Below are 15143 nucleotides of genomic sequence, written 5' to 3'. Positions count from 1 at the left end.
ACCCTCAGCTCGGAATCACCGGCGGATGGTATTCCAGCGTGAAGGCCAGCGCCCAGAGCAGGAACAGCACCACCGGCAGGTGGACGACCAACTGCAAAAAGCTGAAGCCGACGATGTCGCGGGCCTTGAGGCCCAGGATGCCGAGCAGCGGCAGCATGAAGAACGGGTTGATCAGGTTCGGCAGGGCTTCCGCCGCGTTGTAGACCTGCACCGCCCAGCCGAGATGCACCTTCAATTCGTTCGCCGCCTGCATCACGTAGGGCGCTTCCAAGAGCCACTTGCCGCCGCCGGACGGGATGAAGAAGCCGAGCAGCGCCGAGTAGACGCCCATGGCGAGCGGGAACGAGCCTTGCGTGTTCAGCGACACGAAGGCGTGGGAGATCACGTGCGAGAGGCTGTCACCGGCGCCGTTCTTGGCGCCGGTCAGGATCGCCGCGATGGCGGCGTAGAACGGGAACTGGATCAGGATGCCGGCGGTCGCCGGCACCGACTTGCCCAGCGCCGCGAGGAAGCGCTTGGGCCGCCAGTGCAGCACGAAGCCGGTCATCAGGAACAGGAAGTTGTAGGTGTTGAGGCTGGAGATCGCAACCATCCAGTCCTGGCGCTGAAATTCCTGGATCAGCCAGCCCGCGGCGAGCAGGCCGATCAGCACCGTCAGGATCGGGGCGTGCTCCAGCCACTCTCCCGGCTGCTTCGGCGGCTCGACCGCCTGCTCCTCCTTGGTGACATCGACGCCGAGATCCTGCGCCGTCACCGCCGTATCCGGTCCCGGCGCCGAGGCGATGGCGATCACCGCCGAGAGGACGACGAGGATCGCCGTGATGAGCATCGACTGCCAGAGGAAGATCGTCTCGCTGAACGGGATCACGCCGGTGATCTGCAACAACCCCGGCGGCAGGCTTTTCGGATTGGCCTGAAGCTGCGCAGCGGACGAGGACAGGCCCATTGCCCATGTGGCGCCCAAGCCCAGATAGGCGGCGGCGCCGGCGGCGCGGTAATCCATCCGCAGGTCGGTGCGGCGGGCGAGCGCGCGGGCGAGCAGGCCGCCGAAGATCAGGCTGAGGCCCCAGGACAGGAGCGAGGACAGCATGGTGGCGAGCGCGACGTAGCCGATCGCGCCGCGGCCCGTCTTGGGCACCTGCGCCATGCGCTCGATCAGTGCCTGCACGGGGGCGGAGGTCGCCACCACGTAGCCGCCGATGGTGACGAACACCATCTGCATGGTGAAGGGGATCAGGCTCCAGAAGCCGTCGCCGAAGCTTTTGGTCACCGCCTGGACCGGCGCACCGTTGAGGAGCGCGGCGCCGGCTACGATCACCACCGCGATCGCCACGAACACGAAGGCATCGGGGAACCACTTCTCCGCCCAATCGGTGAAGCGCAGCGCGAGGCGTGCGAGCGCGCTGTCCTCGCGGCGTCGGCTCTCCGGCGTCATGATGGTCCTGTCCGCTTCCTCGGGCGCTCTTCGGGCGCCGACGGTCGAGGTATGCAGCGGAAGCGGGGGCGGCCTCAAGGGCGCGCGGGTTTCACCGGACCGGAATGCTCAAGATTTCCTCGGGGGGACCCTGCCGGCTCGAAAACACCCCCGCGGTCAGGGCATTGCCGTAGACCGCGCCGGTGTCGAGGTTGGTGCGGAAGCGCTTGCGCTCCGGCCCGCCGCGGGTCTGCGGCGTGTGGCCGTGGACGACGTGGCGGCCGAAATCGTGGTCCGCCGAGAGGAACGGCTCGCGCATCCACAGATGCACCTCGCGGTCGGGGTCCGGCACCTCGGCGTCCGGCCGGAAGCCGGCATGGACGTACCAGCGCTGCGCATCCGAATGCAGCGTCGGCAATTGCTCGACCCAGTCCAGCACGTCGCCGGGAATCTCTTCGGGGCCCGCCGCATCGAACGAGGTCAGCGTCGCCGCACCGCCATTGGCGAGCCAATGATCGAGGGCGCCGGGCTCCTGCAGCGTCTTCAGCAGCATCGCCTCGTGGTTGCCCATCAGACAGACCACGTCGTCGGGCTCGCGCCATTGCAGCTTGCGGAGCGTCTCGATCACCCGCGCGCTGTCGGGCCCGCGGTCGATGTAGTCGCCGAGGAACACAAGTTTTTTCGCGCGGCCCGCGGCGTGAGTGTCGATGCGCTCCAGCAGCGCGTCGAGCAGGTCGGCGCAGCCGTGGATGTCGCCGATGGCGTAGGTGAGCGTCTCGGCGGTCATGTGCCGGTTTTCGAGGGTATTCTTGTGCAGAGCAAGAGCCCTGACCGCCGCAAAGTGGAACGCCCCGGCACCTCTCGGCACCGGGGCGTTCCACATCGTAGCGCCAACGCGGATCAGTTCAGCAACACCCCCGCCGGCCGGCGCGCGCTGCCGACCACGACGCCGCCCACCGTCAGCCCGCCCGCGTCGACCCGCACCGGCACCGCCTCGCCGTCGTGGATGCGGCCGGAGAGCAGGGCCTCGGCGAGCGGGTCCTGCACGCTCTTCTGGATCACCCGCTTCAGGGGCCGCGCCCCGTAGGCCGGGTCGTAGCCCTTGTCGGCGAGCCAGGTGCGGGCCTCCTCGTCGATGTCGAGGGCGATCTTGCGATCCTCCAAGAGCTTGGCCAGCCGCCCGAGCTGGATGTCGACGATCGCCCCCATCTCCGAGCGCGCGAGGCGGTGGAACAGGATGATCTCGTCGACCCGGTTGAGGAATTCCGGCCGGAAGTGGTTTTTGACGACCCCCATGACCTCGTCCCGAACCGCATCGGTGTCCTGCCCCGCGGGCTGGTTCACCAGATATTCCGCACCGAGGTTCGAGGTCATGATGAGGAGCGTGTTGCGGAAATCGACCGTGCGGCCCTGTCCGTCCGTCAACCGCCCGTCGTCGAGCACCTGCAACAGGACGTTGAACACGTCCGGATGCGCCTTCTCGACCTCGTCGAACAGCACGACCTGATAGGGCCGGCGCCGCACCGCCTCGGTCAGCGCCCCGCCCTCCTCGTAGCCGACATAGCCCGGAGGCGCGCCGATGAGGCGGGCGACCGCGTGCTTCTCCATGTACTCGGACATGTCGATGCGCACCAACGCCGTGTCATCGTCGAACAGGAAGCCGGCGAGCGCCTTGGTCAGCTCGGTCTTGCCGACGCCGGTCGGGCCGAGGAACATGAACGAGCCGATCGGCCGGTTCGGGTCCTGAAGGCCGGCGCGCGCCCGGCGCACCGCGGTCGAGACCGCCTCCACCGCCTCGCGCTGGCCGACGACGCGACGCGCCAACGTCTCCTCCATCGCCAGCAGCTTCTCGCGCTCGCCCTCCAGCATCTTGTCCACGGGCACGCCGGTCCAGCGCGAGACGACGCCCGCGATGTGGGCCGGCGTCACCGCCTCCTCGACCATGCCGTCGCGCGAGACGGCGCTCTCGCCCGCCGCCTCGATCTCAGCCAAGCGCTTCTCCAGGCCAGGGATCAGACCGTAGGCGAGTTCGCCCGCGCGCTGGTACTGTCCCTGGCGCTGGGCCGCAGCGAGGTCGTTCCGCGCCTCGTCGAGCTTCTTCTTCAAGTCGGCAGCGGCCCCCAGCTTGTCCTTCTCGGCCTTCCAGCGGGCGGTGATCGAGGCGGATTGCTCCTCAAGGTTGGCCAACTCGCCTTCCAGCCGCACGAGGCGGTCGCGGGAGGCGGAATCCGTCTCCTTCTTCAGCGCCTCGCCCTCGATCTTCAGCCGCACGATCTCGCGATCGACGTTGTCGAGTTCCTCGGGCTTCGAATCGACCTGCATGCGAAGCCGCGAGCCCGCCTCATCGACGAGGTCGATGGCTTTGTCCGGCAGGAAGCGGTCGGTGATGTAGCGGTTCGAGAGCGTCGCCGCCGCGACGAGCGCCGAGTCCTGGATGCGGACGCCGTGGTGCTGCTCGTACTTCTCCTTGATGCCGCGCAGGATCGACACCGTGTCCTCGACGGTGGGCTCGGACACGAAGACGGGCTGGAAGCGCCGCGCCAAAGCCGCGTCCTTCTCGACATGCTTGCGGTACTCGTCGAGGGTCGTCGCGCCGACGCAGTGCAGTTCGCCGCGGGCCAGCGCGGGCTTCAGCAGGTTCGAGGCGTCCATGGCGCCGTCGGCCTTTCCGGCCCCGACCAGCGTGTGCATCTCGTCGATGAACAGGATGATCCGGCCCTCCGCCGCGGTCACCTCGGACAGCACGCCCTTCAGCCGCTCCTCGAACTCGCCGCGGTACTTCGCGCCCGCGATCAGCGAGCCCATGTCCAGCGCCAGCAGGCTCTTCTCCTTGAGCGATTCCGGCACGTCGCCGTTGACGATGCGCAGGGCCAGCCCCTCAACGATGGCGGTCTTGCCGACGCCGGGCTCGCCGATCAGCACCGGATTGTTCTTGGTGCGCCGCGACAGCACCTGGATGGTGCGGCGAATCTCCTCGTCGCGGCCGATCACCGGATCGAGCTTGCCCTCGCGGGCGGCCTCGGTGAGGTCGCGGGCGTATTTCTTCAGCGCGTCGTAGGCGTTCTCGGCGCTCGCGTTGTCGGCGGTGCGGCCCTTGCGCAAGGCATTGATCGCGCCGTTGAGCGAGGCCGCGGTGACGCCCGCCGCCGCCAGGATGCGGCCGGCCTCCGACTCCTTCTCGACCGCGAAGGCGAGAAGCAAGCGCTCGACGGTGACGTAGGAATCACCCGACTTCTCGGCGGCCTTTTCCGCGGTGTCGAACAGGCGCACGAGGTCGCGCGTCGCCTGCGGCTGCGCGGAATTGCCCGACACCTTCGGCTGCTTGGCGAGCCACTGCTCGGCCTGCGCCAGCGCGACCCGCGACTGGCCCCCGGCCCGGTCGATTAGACCGGCGCAAAGCCCCTCGGAATCGTCGAGCAGAACCTTCAGGAGATGGCCGGGCGCGAGCTGCGGGTTGCCCTCGCGGACGGCGAGATTCTGCGCCGCCTGGACGAAGCCGCGGGCGCGCTCGGTGTACTTTTCGAAATTCATTTGCGTGTCCTTCCCCGAATCGAAATTGTTCGCCCGCCTTCGCGGCACGAAAAGTCCGATGCGTTGCCCCGCGGGGTCGGCCCCGCCGGAGCACCGACGCTGTGCAAGCCGTCGGCGAGGGCTGAAGTGGGTGTTGCCTTTTCGTAACACAAGGGGCCACGGGCGACCTTGCGCGGTCGCACAGGGCGGGTCTGCACGCGCGGCAGGCCGACGGGATTTTTCGGTCTCAGGCGGCACCGGACAGGGGCGCCGGAGCGGTCACGGCATCGCCCGCGGTCACGTCGCCATCGGCCAGGACTTCGAGATAGATGCCGAGATCGACATGGCCGAAATGGCGCTTGAGGTCGCGCGGGAGGGTGGTGTGCCGCGCAGCGGTCGTCGGATCGACATCGACCGCGGCGCAGCGCGGCGTGCGGGCCAGCCCCCGGAAGCGGACGGCGCCGATGCCGACCTCCTGCCCGACCCAGTCCAGCTCGGCCCAGGGCGCGAGCCCATCGACGTAGATGTTGGCGCGAAAGCGCAGCGGATCGAGGGCCATGCCGACCCGCTCCTCCAGGGCGCGGACCGAGGCGAGGTTGACGAACGAGACCGCCCGCATGAAGGTCGGCGAGATCACGCTGCCGTCGGTGAACTTGTGCCCGTCGGCCCGCACCAGCCGCGGACGCCCCTTGGCGGCCGGGCCGATATAGGTCTCGAAGAACCGCTCAACGGCCTCACGTCCTGGATCGCTGGTGATGTCCTCCCGCAGCACGTCCTGCCCATCCTGCACGATCGTGAGCCGTCCCGTCTCCGGGTTGAGGCGGGTGCGCAATGCCGCCAGGGGCGCGTTACCGCGCAGCATCAGGAAGTAGCCCTTTTCGAGCGGCTCCGGCGCCTGCGGATCGAACGCCGTCGTGCCGAGCGCAAGCGCGTATTCGCGGTCATGCGCCAAGCCGGCCGCGCGACTGAGACTAAGCGCGGGCAGCGGCTCGGCCGAGAGCCCCTTCACGGGATAGCGGTACAGAGCGGTGACGTGTGCCATGCGAGCGGGTTCCCCAGGAAAGCTGCAGGCTCGCGGAACGGCGCGGCGGGCGCCATCCGCAGTTCGTCGTAGGTCGCAGCCGCTTGCCAAGCCCGGGCGAGCGGCTCTAGCCAGGGCGCATGACGACCGACACGCCGCGCATCGCCGCCCTCTACCGCTACCCCGTGAAGGGCCTGTCGCCGGAGGCGCTGGAGCGCGCCGAGCTGGAGACGAGCGGCTACTTTCCCGGCGACCGGCTCTACGCCATCGAGAACGGGCCCTCGGGCTTCAACGAGGTGGCGCCGCGCCACCTGCCCAAGGTCGCCTACCTGATGCTGATGCGCAACGAGGCCCTGGCGCGGCTGCGCACCCGCTTCGATGCGCAGACCCATCGACTGACCATCGAGGAAAACGGCGAAGAAGCCGTCTCGGCCGATCTGAGCACGCCGGAGGGCCGGGAGACGGTCGCCGATTTCATGAAGGGGTTCGTGCCGCACGAGCTGCGCGGCGCGCCGCGGGTGCTGGCCTCCCCGCCCGGCTACCGCTTCACCGACGCCCCCGACGGCTATGTCTCGCTCGTCAACCGGGCGAGCGTGCAGGCGGTCGAGGACATGGTCGGCGCTCCCGTCGATCCGCTGCGCTTTCGCGCCAACCTCTATCTCGACGGGCTGGAGGCTTGGGCGGAGAACGATCTGCTCGGCAAGGTTCTTGAGACGCCGGGCGGGGTGCGGCTGAAGCTGGCGCGACGCACGGTGCGGTGTGCGGCGGTCAACGTCGATCCCGAGACCGGCATCCGCGATCTCGCGATCCCGGCGGCGCTGTCGAAAAGCCTCGGCCACAGCGATTGCGGCGTCTATGCCGAGGTGCTGAACGGCGGCACCGTGCGGGCGGGCGAGGTTTTGCGCGTCGTGGGCTGAAAGCCGGACCGACGCGACGCTCTTCCCATCCTCACCCTCATCCTGAGGTGCGGAGCGAAGCGAAGCCTCGAAGGAGGGCTCCAGTCTGCTCGCGATCCCTGGAGGCCTCCTTCGAGGCCGCTTCGCGGCACCTCAGGATGAGGGGGATGGGTGGGAAGGCTCGGGCAAACGGGCCCAGTGCGCTCAGCCCCGGCGGCGCTGGCCGGCGCGGGCGGTGAGCCAGAGCGGCTCCGGCTCGGCGCAGGGCAGGAGCGCGGCGACCGCATCGAGATCGACGGCGTAGGAATCGGTCAGCTTGCGCCAGATGTCCGCGGAGGAGCCGGCGCCCTGGCCGAGGCGCTCGACGGCGCGGGCGATCAGGCCGGGATTGGTGAGGCTGGGACGCGGCTCCGGAAGGTCGGCGTTGAGCATGGTGTGTCACCCCCTGGTGACAGACTCGATCATCGGCGCGACGTGGTTAACGAACTGTTGCAATCGGTCCCTAGGCGTTCACGACTTCGTGGCCTGCAACCGGCTCCGTTCGGTGGCTTTCGCACCGCGGGCGGGCTGGGCTAGAAGCCGGTCGCGAATCCGATGGGGCGTGCCTCTCGCGGCAGAGCGTCCTTTTCCGCGGGACACCAGACTGAAGGGCAACGAGCGAGCCGATGACCGATCCGCTGCCGAACGTGCACGTGCGCGCCGAGATCCTGACCCAGGCGCTGCCCCACATGCAGCGCTACGATCAGGAGATCGTCGTCATCAAGTACGGCGGCCACGCCATGGGCGACCCGGCCGCGGCCGAAGACTTCGCCGAGGACATCGTGCTCCTCGAGCAATCCGGCCTGAAGCCGATCGTCGTGCACGGCGGCGGGCCGCAGATCGGCCGGATGCTGGCGCGGCTCGGCATCGAGTCCGAATTCAAGGGCGGGCTTCGCGTCACCGACGAGGCCACCGTCGAGGTGGTCGAGATGGTCTTGGCCGGCTCGATCAACAAGCAGATCGTCGGCTGGATCGCCGCCGAGGGCGGACGCGCCATCGGCCTGTGCGGCAAGGACGGCAACATGGTCCGCGCCAAGCGGGCTCTGCGCACGATCCGCGACCCCGACAGCGACACCGAGCAGGCGGTCGATCTCGGCCTCGTCGGCGAGCCGGAGCATGTCGAGCGCGGCGTGCTCGACGCGGTGCTGAAGGCCGAGCTGATCCCGGTGCTGGCCCCCGTGGCCTACGGCGCCGACGGCAAGACCTACAACGTCAACGCCGACACGTTTGCCGGTGCGATCGCGGGCGCGCTCAGGGCCAAGCGGCTCCTGCTGCTCACCGACGTGCCGGGCGTGCTCGACAAGGACAAGAACCTGATCCCCGAGTTGTCGATCGAGGATTGCCGCCGGCTCATCGCCGACGGCACCATCACGGCGGGCATGATCCCCAAGGTCGAGACCTGCATCTACGCCATCGAGCAGGGCGTGGAGGCCGTGGTCATCCTCAACGGCAAGGTGGCGCACGCCACGCTGTTGGAGCTGTTCACCGATTTCGGTGCCGGCACCCTGATCCGGCGGACCTGAGCGCCGACCATGCGACGAGCGCGGCGGTGTTCCGCCGCGCGTCGCTCCCTAGATCATGGAATGGAGGCGCCCTTCGCCCCCGTTCCGCCAGCAGGCTCCGCCTCGTGCTTCTGTCTCAAGAGATCCACCTCACCGCCCCCGACGCGCCGGGCTTCGCCCACGTCGACACCTGGGTGTTCGACCTCGACAACACGCTCTATCCGAGCGACGCACGGGTCTGGCCGCAGGTCGATGAGCGCATCACCCTGTTCGTGATGGGGCTCTACGGGCTCGACGGACTCTCGGCCCGCGCGCTGCAGAAATACTTCTATCACCGCTACGGCACGACCCTGAAGGCGTTGATGGTCGAGGATGGAATCGACCCCCACGCCTTCCTCGACTTCGCCCACGACATCGACCACTCGACGATTCCGCTCGACGAGGCTCTGGGTGCCGCCATCGAACGGTTGCCGGGTCGCAAGCTGATCCTCACCAACGGCTCGCGCCGCCACGCCGAGCGGGTCGCGGAGAAGCTCGGCATCTTCCACCACTTCGAGGACGTGTTCGACATCGCGGCCGCCGACTTCGTGCCGAAGCCCGAGAAGGTCACCTACGAGCGCTTCCTCGACCGCCACGAGGTCGATCCGCGCCGTTCGGTGCTGTTCGAGGACATCGCCCGCAACCTTGTGGTGCCGCACGATCTCGGCATGGGCACGGTGCTGGTGGTGCCGCCGACCCCCGATCCGTTCCGCGAGCGGTTCGAGCAGGAGGCGGTGAAAGAACCGCATATCGACCACATCACCAGCGATCTCGCCGGCTTCCTGCAAGCCTGCGTGCTGCCGGTGGCCGAGACCGCGGCGCCGTGAGCACGCCGACCGACTGGGCGAATCGACACGCCCCGAGCCTCGCCGAGATCGAGGCTTTGGCCGACGCCGCCTTCGCCGCGCTGCCGGAGGAGTTCCGGCGCCTGTGCGCCGGGGTGCGCATCCACGTCGACGACTTCCCCGACGAGGAGACGCTGACCGAGATGGACTGCGCCACCGAGTTCGACCTGCTCGGGCTGTTTCGCGGCGTCGGGCTGGCGCAATCGGGCGAGGTCGCCACCGGGCAGATGCCCAACGCGGTCTGGCTCTACCGCCGGCCGCTGCTCGACTACTGGGCCGAGCACGACGAGAGCCTGGGCCACCTCGTCACCCACGTCCTGATCCACGAGATCGGCCACCATTTCGGCCTGTCCGACGACGGCATGGCCGGGATCGAGGCCGCCGCGGACGAGATCACGGACGATCAAAGGGCTGTTTGACCGGCCCGATCCATCCCCCCCTCATCCTGAGATGCTGCGCAGCAGACTCGAAGGAGGGCTCCACCAGCCGCGCGATCCGCTGGAGCCCGTCTGCGATGGAAATGTAGCGGAACGCCTGGGGCTCTGGGCCGGGTGGCCGCCCGGCCCAGAGCTACGAACACGAGCCCGCAGAGTCCTCGGGTCGCCGCCGACGTGGCCAAGGACGCCGCCCTGGCCCGCCGCGCCGCCCTGCTGAGCTCGGCTCCCCGGCATCGGCCCCTTGGTCGCCCACGGCCTTCTGAGGGATGGATGGGAGAAAAAAGGCGCTCAGGGCGCGTCCGAAGCCGCGGAGCCGTCGGCGAGGGGCCGGTTGGTGTTGGCGGCCGGCGCCAGCGCCGCGACGCGGTCGCGACCGCCCGCCTTGGCGGCGTAGAGCGCGAGGTCGGCGGCCTTGAGCAGGTCCTTGGCCGTCACGCCGAAGGCGCGGGTCGCGCCGTGCGCCGCGGTGGCGCCGACGCTGACGGCGAGATGCGCGCCCTTCGACAGGCCGGGATGGGGCAGCGCGAGCCGCGCCACCGCGGCCCGGACCGCCTCGCCCGCCTCGATCGCCCCGGCAAGGTCGGCGCCGGGCAGGAAGGCGACGAACTCCTCGCCGCCGTAGCGCGCCGCGAGCCCGCCCCTCGCCTCGATCGCCGAGGCGAGCGCGCCGGCCACCGCGATGAGGCAACTGTCGCCCGCCGGATGGCCGGCGGTGTCGTTGAACCGCTTGAAATGGTCGATGTCGAGCAGGAGCACGCCGAGCCACCCGCCCTCCTCGGCGCTCGCCCGCCATGCCTGCTCGACGCAAGTCGCGAAGTGGCGGCGGTTGGCCAGCGCCGTCAGCGAGTCGGTCTCGGACAGGATGGTGAGGCGCGCGTTGGCGCGGGCCAGCGCTTCGGCCTGCAGCTTTTCGCGCAGGCCTAAGAGGAAGACGTTCTTGGCCTCCCATTCCCGCGAGTAGCCGAGCTTGAGCGGCACGATGATCAGGCCGGAGATGAGGAGCGGCAGCCCGGTCTGCCCCGGTCCGGCGATATCAAAGGCCAGGATCAGGCCGGCATAGAGCGCCAGCGAGGCGGTGCAGTAGGCGACCACGTGCCGGAACGGCAGCGGCGCGATCAGCCCGACCACGAGCGGCACGATCGCGGCCAGCACGATGTAGGAATCGGTATGCGCGGGCGGGGCGAGACGGGCGCTGTTGAGGACGATGGCGGTGTCCACGAGCCCCGTCGCCGAGGCCGCCGCGGTCATCCGCAGCATGGTCGGGCGCCCGCGCAGCGAGACGATCGCCAGGATCGCCACGGGGCAGAACACGCCCGTGGTGAGCAACAGCGGCACCCGGAACGCCTCCGGGCCGAACACGTCGTGGTCCATCACCAGGGACAGGACGTTGAACAACGCGAAGACGGCGAGCCAGGTCTGCACCGTAACGCCGCTGCCGCGGGCGGTCTCGGCGCGGTATTGCGCTTCGAGGGCGGGCGGAAGGCGCAGACGATACCAGGGGCGGCGCAGACCGGCTTCGATCGAGGCGTGCATGACGTGCCGGGCAAGCGACCGATCGGCCTATCCCGAAGATGTCCGGTATTTTCGCGTGGGCGTAAAGAGGTGCCGGATAGGCTTCTCGCGTCTGCCCAAAAAACGGCCGGCCGATCAGGCGCCGGTGGAGACCGGATCGCCCGCCGACCCGCAGCCGCGCCGGGCCGCGGCCCGGTTGAGCACGCCGAAGCGCAACACCGCCTCCTCCAGGTAATCGACCGCCCGCACGAGGCCGCGCCGGGCCCGTTCGCGCTCTTCCGTCTCCGCCTCCGGCGGAACTTCGGCCAGCGTCACGGCAGCGATGAGCACACGGTCGCGCTCGTCCTCGATGCGCCGGTCGCGCTCGACATGGCCGCGGATGTCGGCGTCGAACCCGGCGATCACCCGCCAGGGCAAGTCGTCCTTGGCGACCGCGCCGGGGAAGGTCGCCGCGAGCCGCCGCGCCTCGGCCGCCGCCCCGCGCATCAGCTCCGCCATGCTCGCCGCCATCCGCTCCTCCCTCACGTCGTCCCGGCTGCCAACGATCGGTGCCGCCGATGTTTCCGGACCCCGGAGCGGAGCCCCTCACGGTCGCGCGGCCACGATCTTCCCGCGCCCGTGCCTTATTGCGTTCACAGTTGCACACAACTCAAACGACACGGCCCGGACGGAGATTCGGGCCCGAAAACAGTAATGGGGGCAAACATGACGGATTTCGAAGAGCTTCCGGCCTGGGCGCGGCGGCGGCTGGCCCGCCGGTTCGAGCGCGGCGCCAGCGAGCGGATCGTGCGCTGGATGAGCCTCCCGGCCGGACGCGGCGCGGGCGCGGTCAGCACCGAGGCGACCGCCCCCGACAACATCGTCGCCTTCGTGCCGCGCCCGGAGGCGGCGCCGGTCTACGAGCGCCCCCGCGTCGCCGCAGCCGGCTGAGTCGCCGAGCATCGGCCCGAAAAGCGGGAACCGGTTTTCGGAAAAAGCCGAAGCAACACAGGATGTTGGAACTTCGACATCCGCGCCCGCTCGACAAGCTGGGGGCACAGCCGTCGAGCGGGCGCGGACGGCCGGCGCTCGGAAGCGACCGGCACGGCTGAGCTAGGGCCGTCCCGCGCCGCGGACAGGGTGTTGTCGATCGATTTCGGCGTCCGTCAGGTCCGGCGCTCGGAAAACCGGGCCGGCGGCTGCTTCAACGGGGGCGGCGGCGGAGGCATCGTGGTACGGCGGACCAGCTCGCGGCGGGCGGCCCGCAGCACCGCGGCGCGCTGGGCGAGCTGTTCCACGAGGACGTGGCCGGGCTCGAGCCGTGCCAGCGCCTGGGCCGCCTGGTCCAGCGCCCGGGGGTCCGTGCCCCAATGAAGCTGGTCCTCAGCCGTGTGCAGACACTCGCTGAAGCGGTCGGCTTCGTACGTCATCGGTGCTCCCGCCGCGCTCGATGCTGGGCCAACCGGGCCGGACCCGTCGCGTTCCGGACACACCCGCTCACGAAAGCGTGGGCGTCGGCGGCGGCTCCCGCCTCGGCCTCAAGCGCGGCCACAGAATGGGCATAAGACTCGCATAGGCCCCGGGACGGAGGGGACGCGTTCGGCAGGCGCGATGTCCGGCCGAGGGCCCGCGCGGCGACGCCGGGCAAACGCTAGGGTCTTGAGGAATGCGAGTGACGGGATCGTTCTGGTTCGGTGCGGGGATGGCCGCGAGCCTCGCCGTCCTGGCGGCGATGGGCGCCGCGACCGGGGCGCGGGCCGCCGACAGCGTGAGCGGCAAGGCGCGGGTGCTCAACGGCGACACGCTCGTCGTCGGCGGGCGGGTGATCGGGCTCTACGGCGTGGCCGCGCCCGGCCTCAAGCAGACCTGCCTCGACGGCAAGGCGCAGTCCTATTCCTGCGGCACGGTCGCGGCCAAGGCGCTCGCCGCCCACCTGCGCGAGGCGACCGTGACCTGCCGCGTCCGCGAGACCGACGGCTACGGCCGCGCCGTCTCGGTCTGCCTGCGCGACAAGGAAGACCTGAGCGCGTGGATGGCCGAGAAGGGCCTCGCCATGGCCGACCGCCGCCGCGGACAGGCGGCCTATGTCGGCGCCGAGACGCTGGCCTGGGGCAAGCGGCTCGGCCTGTGGGCGGGCTCGTTCGAGGACCCGACCAACCGCCCGCGCAGTGCCTACAACCATACCAACGCGGTCGCCGACGCCAACAAGCCCGAGGCGCACTGAACACGCCGCTCCGTTCGAGACGATCGAGGCTCCCGTGCGGTGTGCGTTGACGCCGCGGCGGACCCTCGACCACAAGTCGGAATGTCCCGAACCCGCGCTCGCATCCTGGCCGTGGCCTCCGGCGCGGTTCTCCTCGTGGGCCTCGGCGGCGCCATCGGCCATGCCGTCGCCTCGCGGACCGGCGGCTCGAAGCTCAGAATCTATGCAGAGGACCGCGCGCGGGTCGTCGCGGCGCAATCCGGCAGCCTCGCCGACGGCTTCGTGATGCTGGCGGGCGATTCCCATGCCGAGTTGGCGCTCCCCGAGCCGTTCTCCTGCGGCCGAAGGGTGCTCAATGCGGGCGTGTCCGGCGCCAAGGCCGAGGACTACCTTGCCTTCCTCGACGCGCTGCAGCTGAAGCGCCGGCCCGCTGTGGTCGTCGTGACGCTCGGCACGAACCATCTTCTGCGCAAGCGCACCCCCTCGACCCGTGACGCCCGCGACCGCTACGAGGCCGACCTCGCCGTGATCGTGACGCGGCTGTCCGCGATGGCGGACCGCGTCGTCCTCACCGCGGTGCCGCCGCTCGCGGCCACGGCCGACGATTTCGACGGTGCGGGCGTCGCGGAGCTGACGAAGCGTCAGGCGGCCGTCTGCGCGCGCCTGTCTTGCGAAACCGACGACCCTTATCGGTCCTATCGCAGCGATGATTTCGGGATCGCCCGGCCCGAAGCCACCGCCGACGGCGTTCACCTGACGGAATACGCCACTGCCTACCGGGCGATCGACCGGCAGATTTGCCGGTAGCGGCGCGGGCACGACGATTGCTTTCAACACTGGCTTAAATTTGCAACACCGGCTCGAAATCCACAGGCGACAACCGGTCCTGCCGCCGATCGGCCACATCCGGCGCTTGAGCTGACCCGATCCGGCGCGACCGGGCGGAGGCGAAGGGGCGCGAACCGCGCGGGTGCATCGGAACGAGGGGACTCAACACGAACCACGTCAGCGAGGATCGCCCATGTCGATCGAACAGGATTTCGGCTTCCGCTCCCGGCTGGTGCTGCACAAGCTCGGCCACGACCTCGGACGCAGCCTCGACGCCGACGGGGACGACAGCCTGCCGCCCTCCTGGCATGCCCTGATCGACGAGATCGGCGACCGGGCTGACCAGACCCTGACGCTGCGCCTCCACCGCAACGACGATCCCGCAATCGGCCACGACAGCATCGTCTTCGACGACGACTGACGCATCGGCGTCCTCCGAGAAGCCGGCGGTTACCTTGCCGAACCGATGCCCTGTCGACGCCTTGTCGGCGGGCCGGCGCGGTGCCACCTAGAATCCTCGCGCGGGAAGACGCCCGGTCCACCGGGCGCAAGCGGTGCTGCCCTTCGTCGGAAGGTCACCGACGGCGCAAGGACTCAGGAGTGATGACCACGATGCGACCCATTTCCGCCGTCCTCCTGCTCGCCGGGCTGATCGGGGCTGGCGCCGCGCAAGCTCAGGGTACCGCCGACACCCGGCTCACCCCCTCCGGCCGCAGCGTCACCGCCACGGGCCAGACCAAGCCGCCGCCGCCCGCCGTGGTCGGGGCCGCAACCGGCCAGCCGGGACAACTCTCGGCGGCTTCGCAGGAGCAGATGCTGAAGGCGCAGCGCGCCGCCCGCGACCGCGACAAGGCCTGGGACGCCAAGATGAACCGGACGATGGGCTCGATCTGCAAGGGCTGCTGATTGGGCTGCCGA

The 15143-nt window shown here is 69.8% G+C and carries 17 protein-coding genes; 9 read left to right on the top strand and 8 right to left on the bottom strand.

Annotated elements, in window-relative coordinates; genetic code table 11:
* Positions 1-4 precede the first annotated feature (4 nt).
* From ASG52_RS21210 to ASG52_RS21195, 4 genes are all read right to left on the bottom strand, one after another.
* A complete protein-coding gene (locus ASG52_RS21210; protein WP_056247482.1) occupies positions 5-1435 on the bottom strand; it encodes a short-chain fatty acid transporter in 1431 nt (476 codons plus the stop codon).
* A gap of 91 nt (positions 1436-1526) precedes the next feature.
* On the bottom strand, positions 1527-2201 hold the full coding sequence (locus tag ASG52_RS21205) for a metallophosphoesterase family protein (RefSeq protein ID WP_056247480.1): 675 nt from the start codon (positions 2199-2201) through the stop codon (positions 1527-1529).
* Positions 2202-2314: 113 nt separating this feature from the next.
* A complete protein-coding gene (clpB, locus tag ASG52_RS21200) occupies positions 2315-4945 on the bottom strand; it encodes an ATP-dependent chaperone ClpB (protein WP_056247478.1) in 2631 nt (876 codons plus the stop codon).
* A gap of 226 nt (positions 4946-5171) precedes the next feature.
* The gene (locus tag ASG52_RS21195) at positions 5172-5966 is read right to left on the bottom strand and encodes an MOSC domain-containing protein (RefSeq protein WP_056247476.1); all 795 of its coding nucleotides are present in this window, start codon (positions 5964-5966) and stop codon (positions 5172-5174) included.
* 119 nt (positions 5967-6085) lie between these two features.
* Between ASG52_RS21195 and ASG52_RS21190 the strand changes: the two genes are divergently transcribed.
* Complete coding sequence (locus ASG52_RS21190) at positions 6086-6862, top strand: MOSC domain-containing protein (RefSeq protein WP_056247474.1); 777 nt, start codon at positions 6086-6088, stop codon at positions 6860-6862.
* 183 nt (positions 6863-7045) lie between these two features.
* On the opposite strand, the gene ASG52_RS21185 is transcribed toward ASG52_RS21190, so the two are convergent.
* Positions 7046-7273, bottom strand: coding sequence for a hypothetical protein (locus ASG52_RS21185; RefSeq protein WP_056247473.1), 228 nt, complete (start codon positions 7271-7273; stop codon positions 7046-7048).
* Positions 7274-7506: 233 nt separating this feature from the next.
* Between ASG52_RS21185 and argB the strand changes: the two genes are divergently transcribed.
* The 3 genes from argB (at position 7507) to ASG52_RS21170 (ending at position 9685) form a co-directional block, all read left to right on the top strand.
* Entirely contained in the window at positions 7507-8403 is an 897-nt protein-coding gene (argB, locus tag ASG52_RS21180; protein ID WP_056247471.1) for an acetylglutamate kinase, read from the top strand.
* Between the two features lie 104 nt (positions 8404-8507).
* Positions 8508-9248: a pyrimidine 5'-nucleotidase gene (locus ASG52_RS21175; protein ID WP_056247470.1), complete on the top strand. Its 741-nt coding sequence runs from the start codon at positions 8508-8510 to the stop codon at positions 9246-9248.
* Entirely contained in the window at positions 9245-9685 is a 441-nt protein-coding gene (locus ASG52_RS21170; RefSeq protein WP_056247468.1) for a metallopeptidase family protein, read from the top strand. Before ASG52_RS21175 ends, ASG52_RS21170 begins: the two co-directional genes overlap by 4 nt.
* 306 nt (positions 9686-9991) lie before the next feature.
* Here ASG52_RS21170 and ASG52_RS21165 read toward each other — a convergent pair whose 3' ends face one another.
* Positions 9992-11236: a GGDEF domain-containing protein gene (locus ASG52_RS21165; RefSeq protein WP_056247467.1), complete on the bottom strand. Its 1245-nt coding sequence runs from the start codon at positions 11234-11236 to the stop codon at positions 9992-9994.
* A 114-nt stretch (positions 11237-11350) separates the two neighbouring features.
* Positions 11351-11725 carry a hypothetical protein gene (locus tag ASG52_RS21160; RefSeq protein ID WP_056247465.1) on the bottom strand — a complete coding sequence of 125 codons (375 nt, stop codon included), beginning with the start codon at positions 11723-11725 and terminating at the stop codon, positions 11351-11353.
* 195 nt (positions 11726-11920) lie between these two features.
* On the opposite strand from ASG52_RS21160, the gene ASG52_RS21155 reads away from it, so the two are divergent.
* A complete protein-coding gene (locus ASG52_RS21155) occupies positions 11921-12145 on the top strand; it encodes a hypothetical protein (RefSeq protein WP_056247464.1) in 225 nt (74 codons plus the stop codon).
* A gap of 215 nt (positions 12146-12360) precedes the next feature.
* Here the strand turns inward: ASG52_RS21155 and ASG52_RS21150 are convergent, their stop codons facing one another.
* The gene (locus ASG52_RS21150) at positions 12361-12624 is read right to left on the bottom strand and encodes a hypothetical protein (RefSeq protein WP_056247462.1); all 264 of its coding nucleotides are present in this window, start codon (positions 12622-12624) and stop codon (positions 12361-12363) included.
* A gap of 236 nt (positions 12625-12860) precedes the next feature.
* On the opposite strand from ASG52_RS21150, the gene ASG52_RS21145 reads away from it, so the two are divergent.
* The 4 genes from ASG52_RS21145 (at position 12861) to ASG52_RS21130 (ending at position 15131) form a co-directional block, all read left to right on the top strand.
* Positions 12861-13418, top strand: coding sequence for a thermonuclease family protein (locus ASG52_RS21145; RefSeq protein ID WP_056247460.1), 558 nt, complete (start codon positions 12861-12863; stop codon positions 13416-13418).
* Positions 13419-13499: 81 nt separating this feature from the next.
* Positions 13500-14204, top strand: a complete 705-nt coding sequence (locus ASG52_RS21140; protein ID WP_056247459.1) for an SGNH/GDSL hydrolase family protein — start codon at positions 13500-13502, stop codon at positions 14202-14204.
* A gap of 214 nt (positions 14205-14418) precedes the next feature.
* On the top strand, positions 14419-14646 hold the full coding sequence (locus ASG52_RS21135) for a hypothetical protein (protein WP_056247458.1): 228 nt from the start codon (positions 14419-14421) through the stop codon (positions 14644-14646).
* Between the two features lie 191 nt (positions 14647-14837).
* Positions 14838-15131 (top strand): hypothetical protein, encoded by a 294-nt coding sequence (locus ASG52_RS21130; RefSeq protein WP_056247645.1) that lies wholly within the window; start codon positions 14838-14840, stop codon positions 15129-15131.
* Positions 15132-15143: the final 12 nt, after the last annotated feature.

The sequence above is a fragment of the Methylobacterium sp. Leaf456 genome (genome assembly GCF_001425465.1).
Classification (GTDB): Bacteria; Pseudomonadota; Alphaproteobacteria; order Rhizobiales; family Beijerinckiaceae; genus Methylobacterium.
Note: the sequence above shows the minus strand (reverse complement) of the source record. Positions and strands in the feature narration are given on the sequence as shown.

Coding starts and splice junctions, on each gene's coding strand:
- ASG52_RS21130 (WP_056247645.1), top strand. CDS start 14,838: ATGCGACCCATTTCCGCCGTCCTCCTGCTCGCCGGGCTGATCGGGGCT.
- ASG52_RS21210 (WP_056247482.1), bottom strand. CDS start 1,435: ATGACGCCGGAGAGCCGACGCCGCGAGGACAGCGCGCTCGCACGCCTC.
- ASG52_RS21135 (WP_056247458.1), top strand. CDS start 14,419: ATGTCGATCGAACAGGATTTCGGCTTCCGCTCCCGGCTGGTGCTGCAC.
- ASG52_RS21145 (WP_056247460.1), top strand. CDS start 12,861: ATGCGAGTGACGGGATCGTTCTGGTTCGGTGCGGGGATGGCCGCGAGC.
- ASG52_RS21140 (WP_056247459.1), top strand. CDS start 13,500: ATGTCCCGAACCCGCGCTCGCATCCTGGCCGTGGCCTCCGGCGCGGTT.
- ASG52_RS21190 (WP_056247474.1), top strand. CDS start 6,086: ATGACGACCGACACGCCGCGCATCGCCGCCCTCTACCGCTACCCCGTG.
- ASG52_RS21205 (WP_056247480.1), bottom strand. CDS start 2,201: ATGACCGCCGAGACGCTCACCTACGCCATCGGCGACATCCACGGCTGC.
- ASG52_RS21150 (WP_056247462.1), bottom strand. CDS start 12,624: ATGACGTACGAAGCCGACCGCTTCAGCGAGTGTCTGCACACGGCTGAG.
- ASG52_RS21160 (WP_056247465.1), bottom strand. CDS start 11,725: ATGGCGGCGAGCATGGCGGAGCTGATGCGCGGGGCGGCGGCCGAGGCG.
- argB (WP_056247471.1), top strand. CDS start 7,507: ATGACCGATCCGCTGCCGAACGTGCACGTGCGCGCCGAGATCCTGACC.
- clpB (WP_056247478.1), bottom strand. CDS start 4,945: ATGAATTTCGAAAAGTACACCGAGCGCGCCCGCGGCTTCGTCCAGGCG.
- ASG52_RS21185 (WP_056247473.1), bottom strand. CDS start 7,273: ATGCTCAACGCCGACCTTCCGGAGCCGCGTCCCAGCCTCACCAATCCC.
- ASG52_RS21195 (WP_056247476.1), bottom strand. CDS start 5,966: ATGGCACACGTCACCGCTCTGTACCGCTATCCCGTGAAGGGGCTCTCG.
- ASG52_RS21155 (WP_056247464.1), top strand. CDS start 11,921: ATGACGGATTTCGAAGAGCTTCCGGCCTGGGCGCGGCGGCGGCTGGCC.
- ASG52_RS21165 (WP_056247467.1), bottom strand. CDS start 11,236: ATGCACGCCTCGATCGAAGCCGGTCTGCGCCGCCCCTGGTATCGTCTG.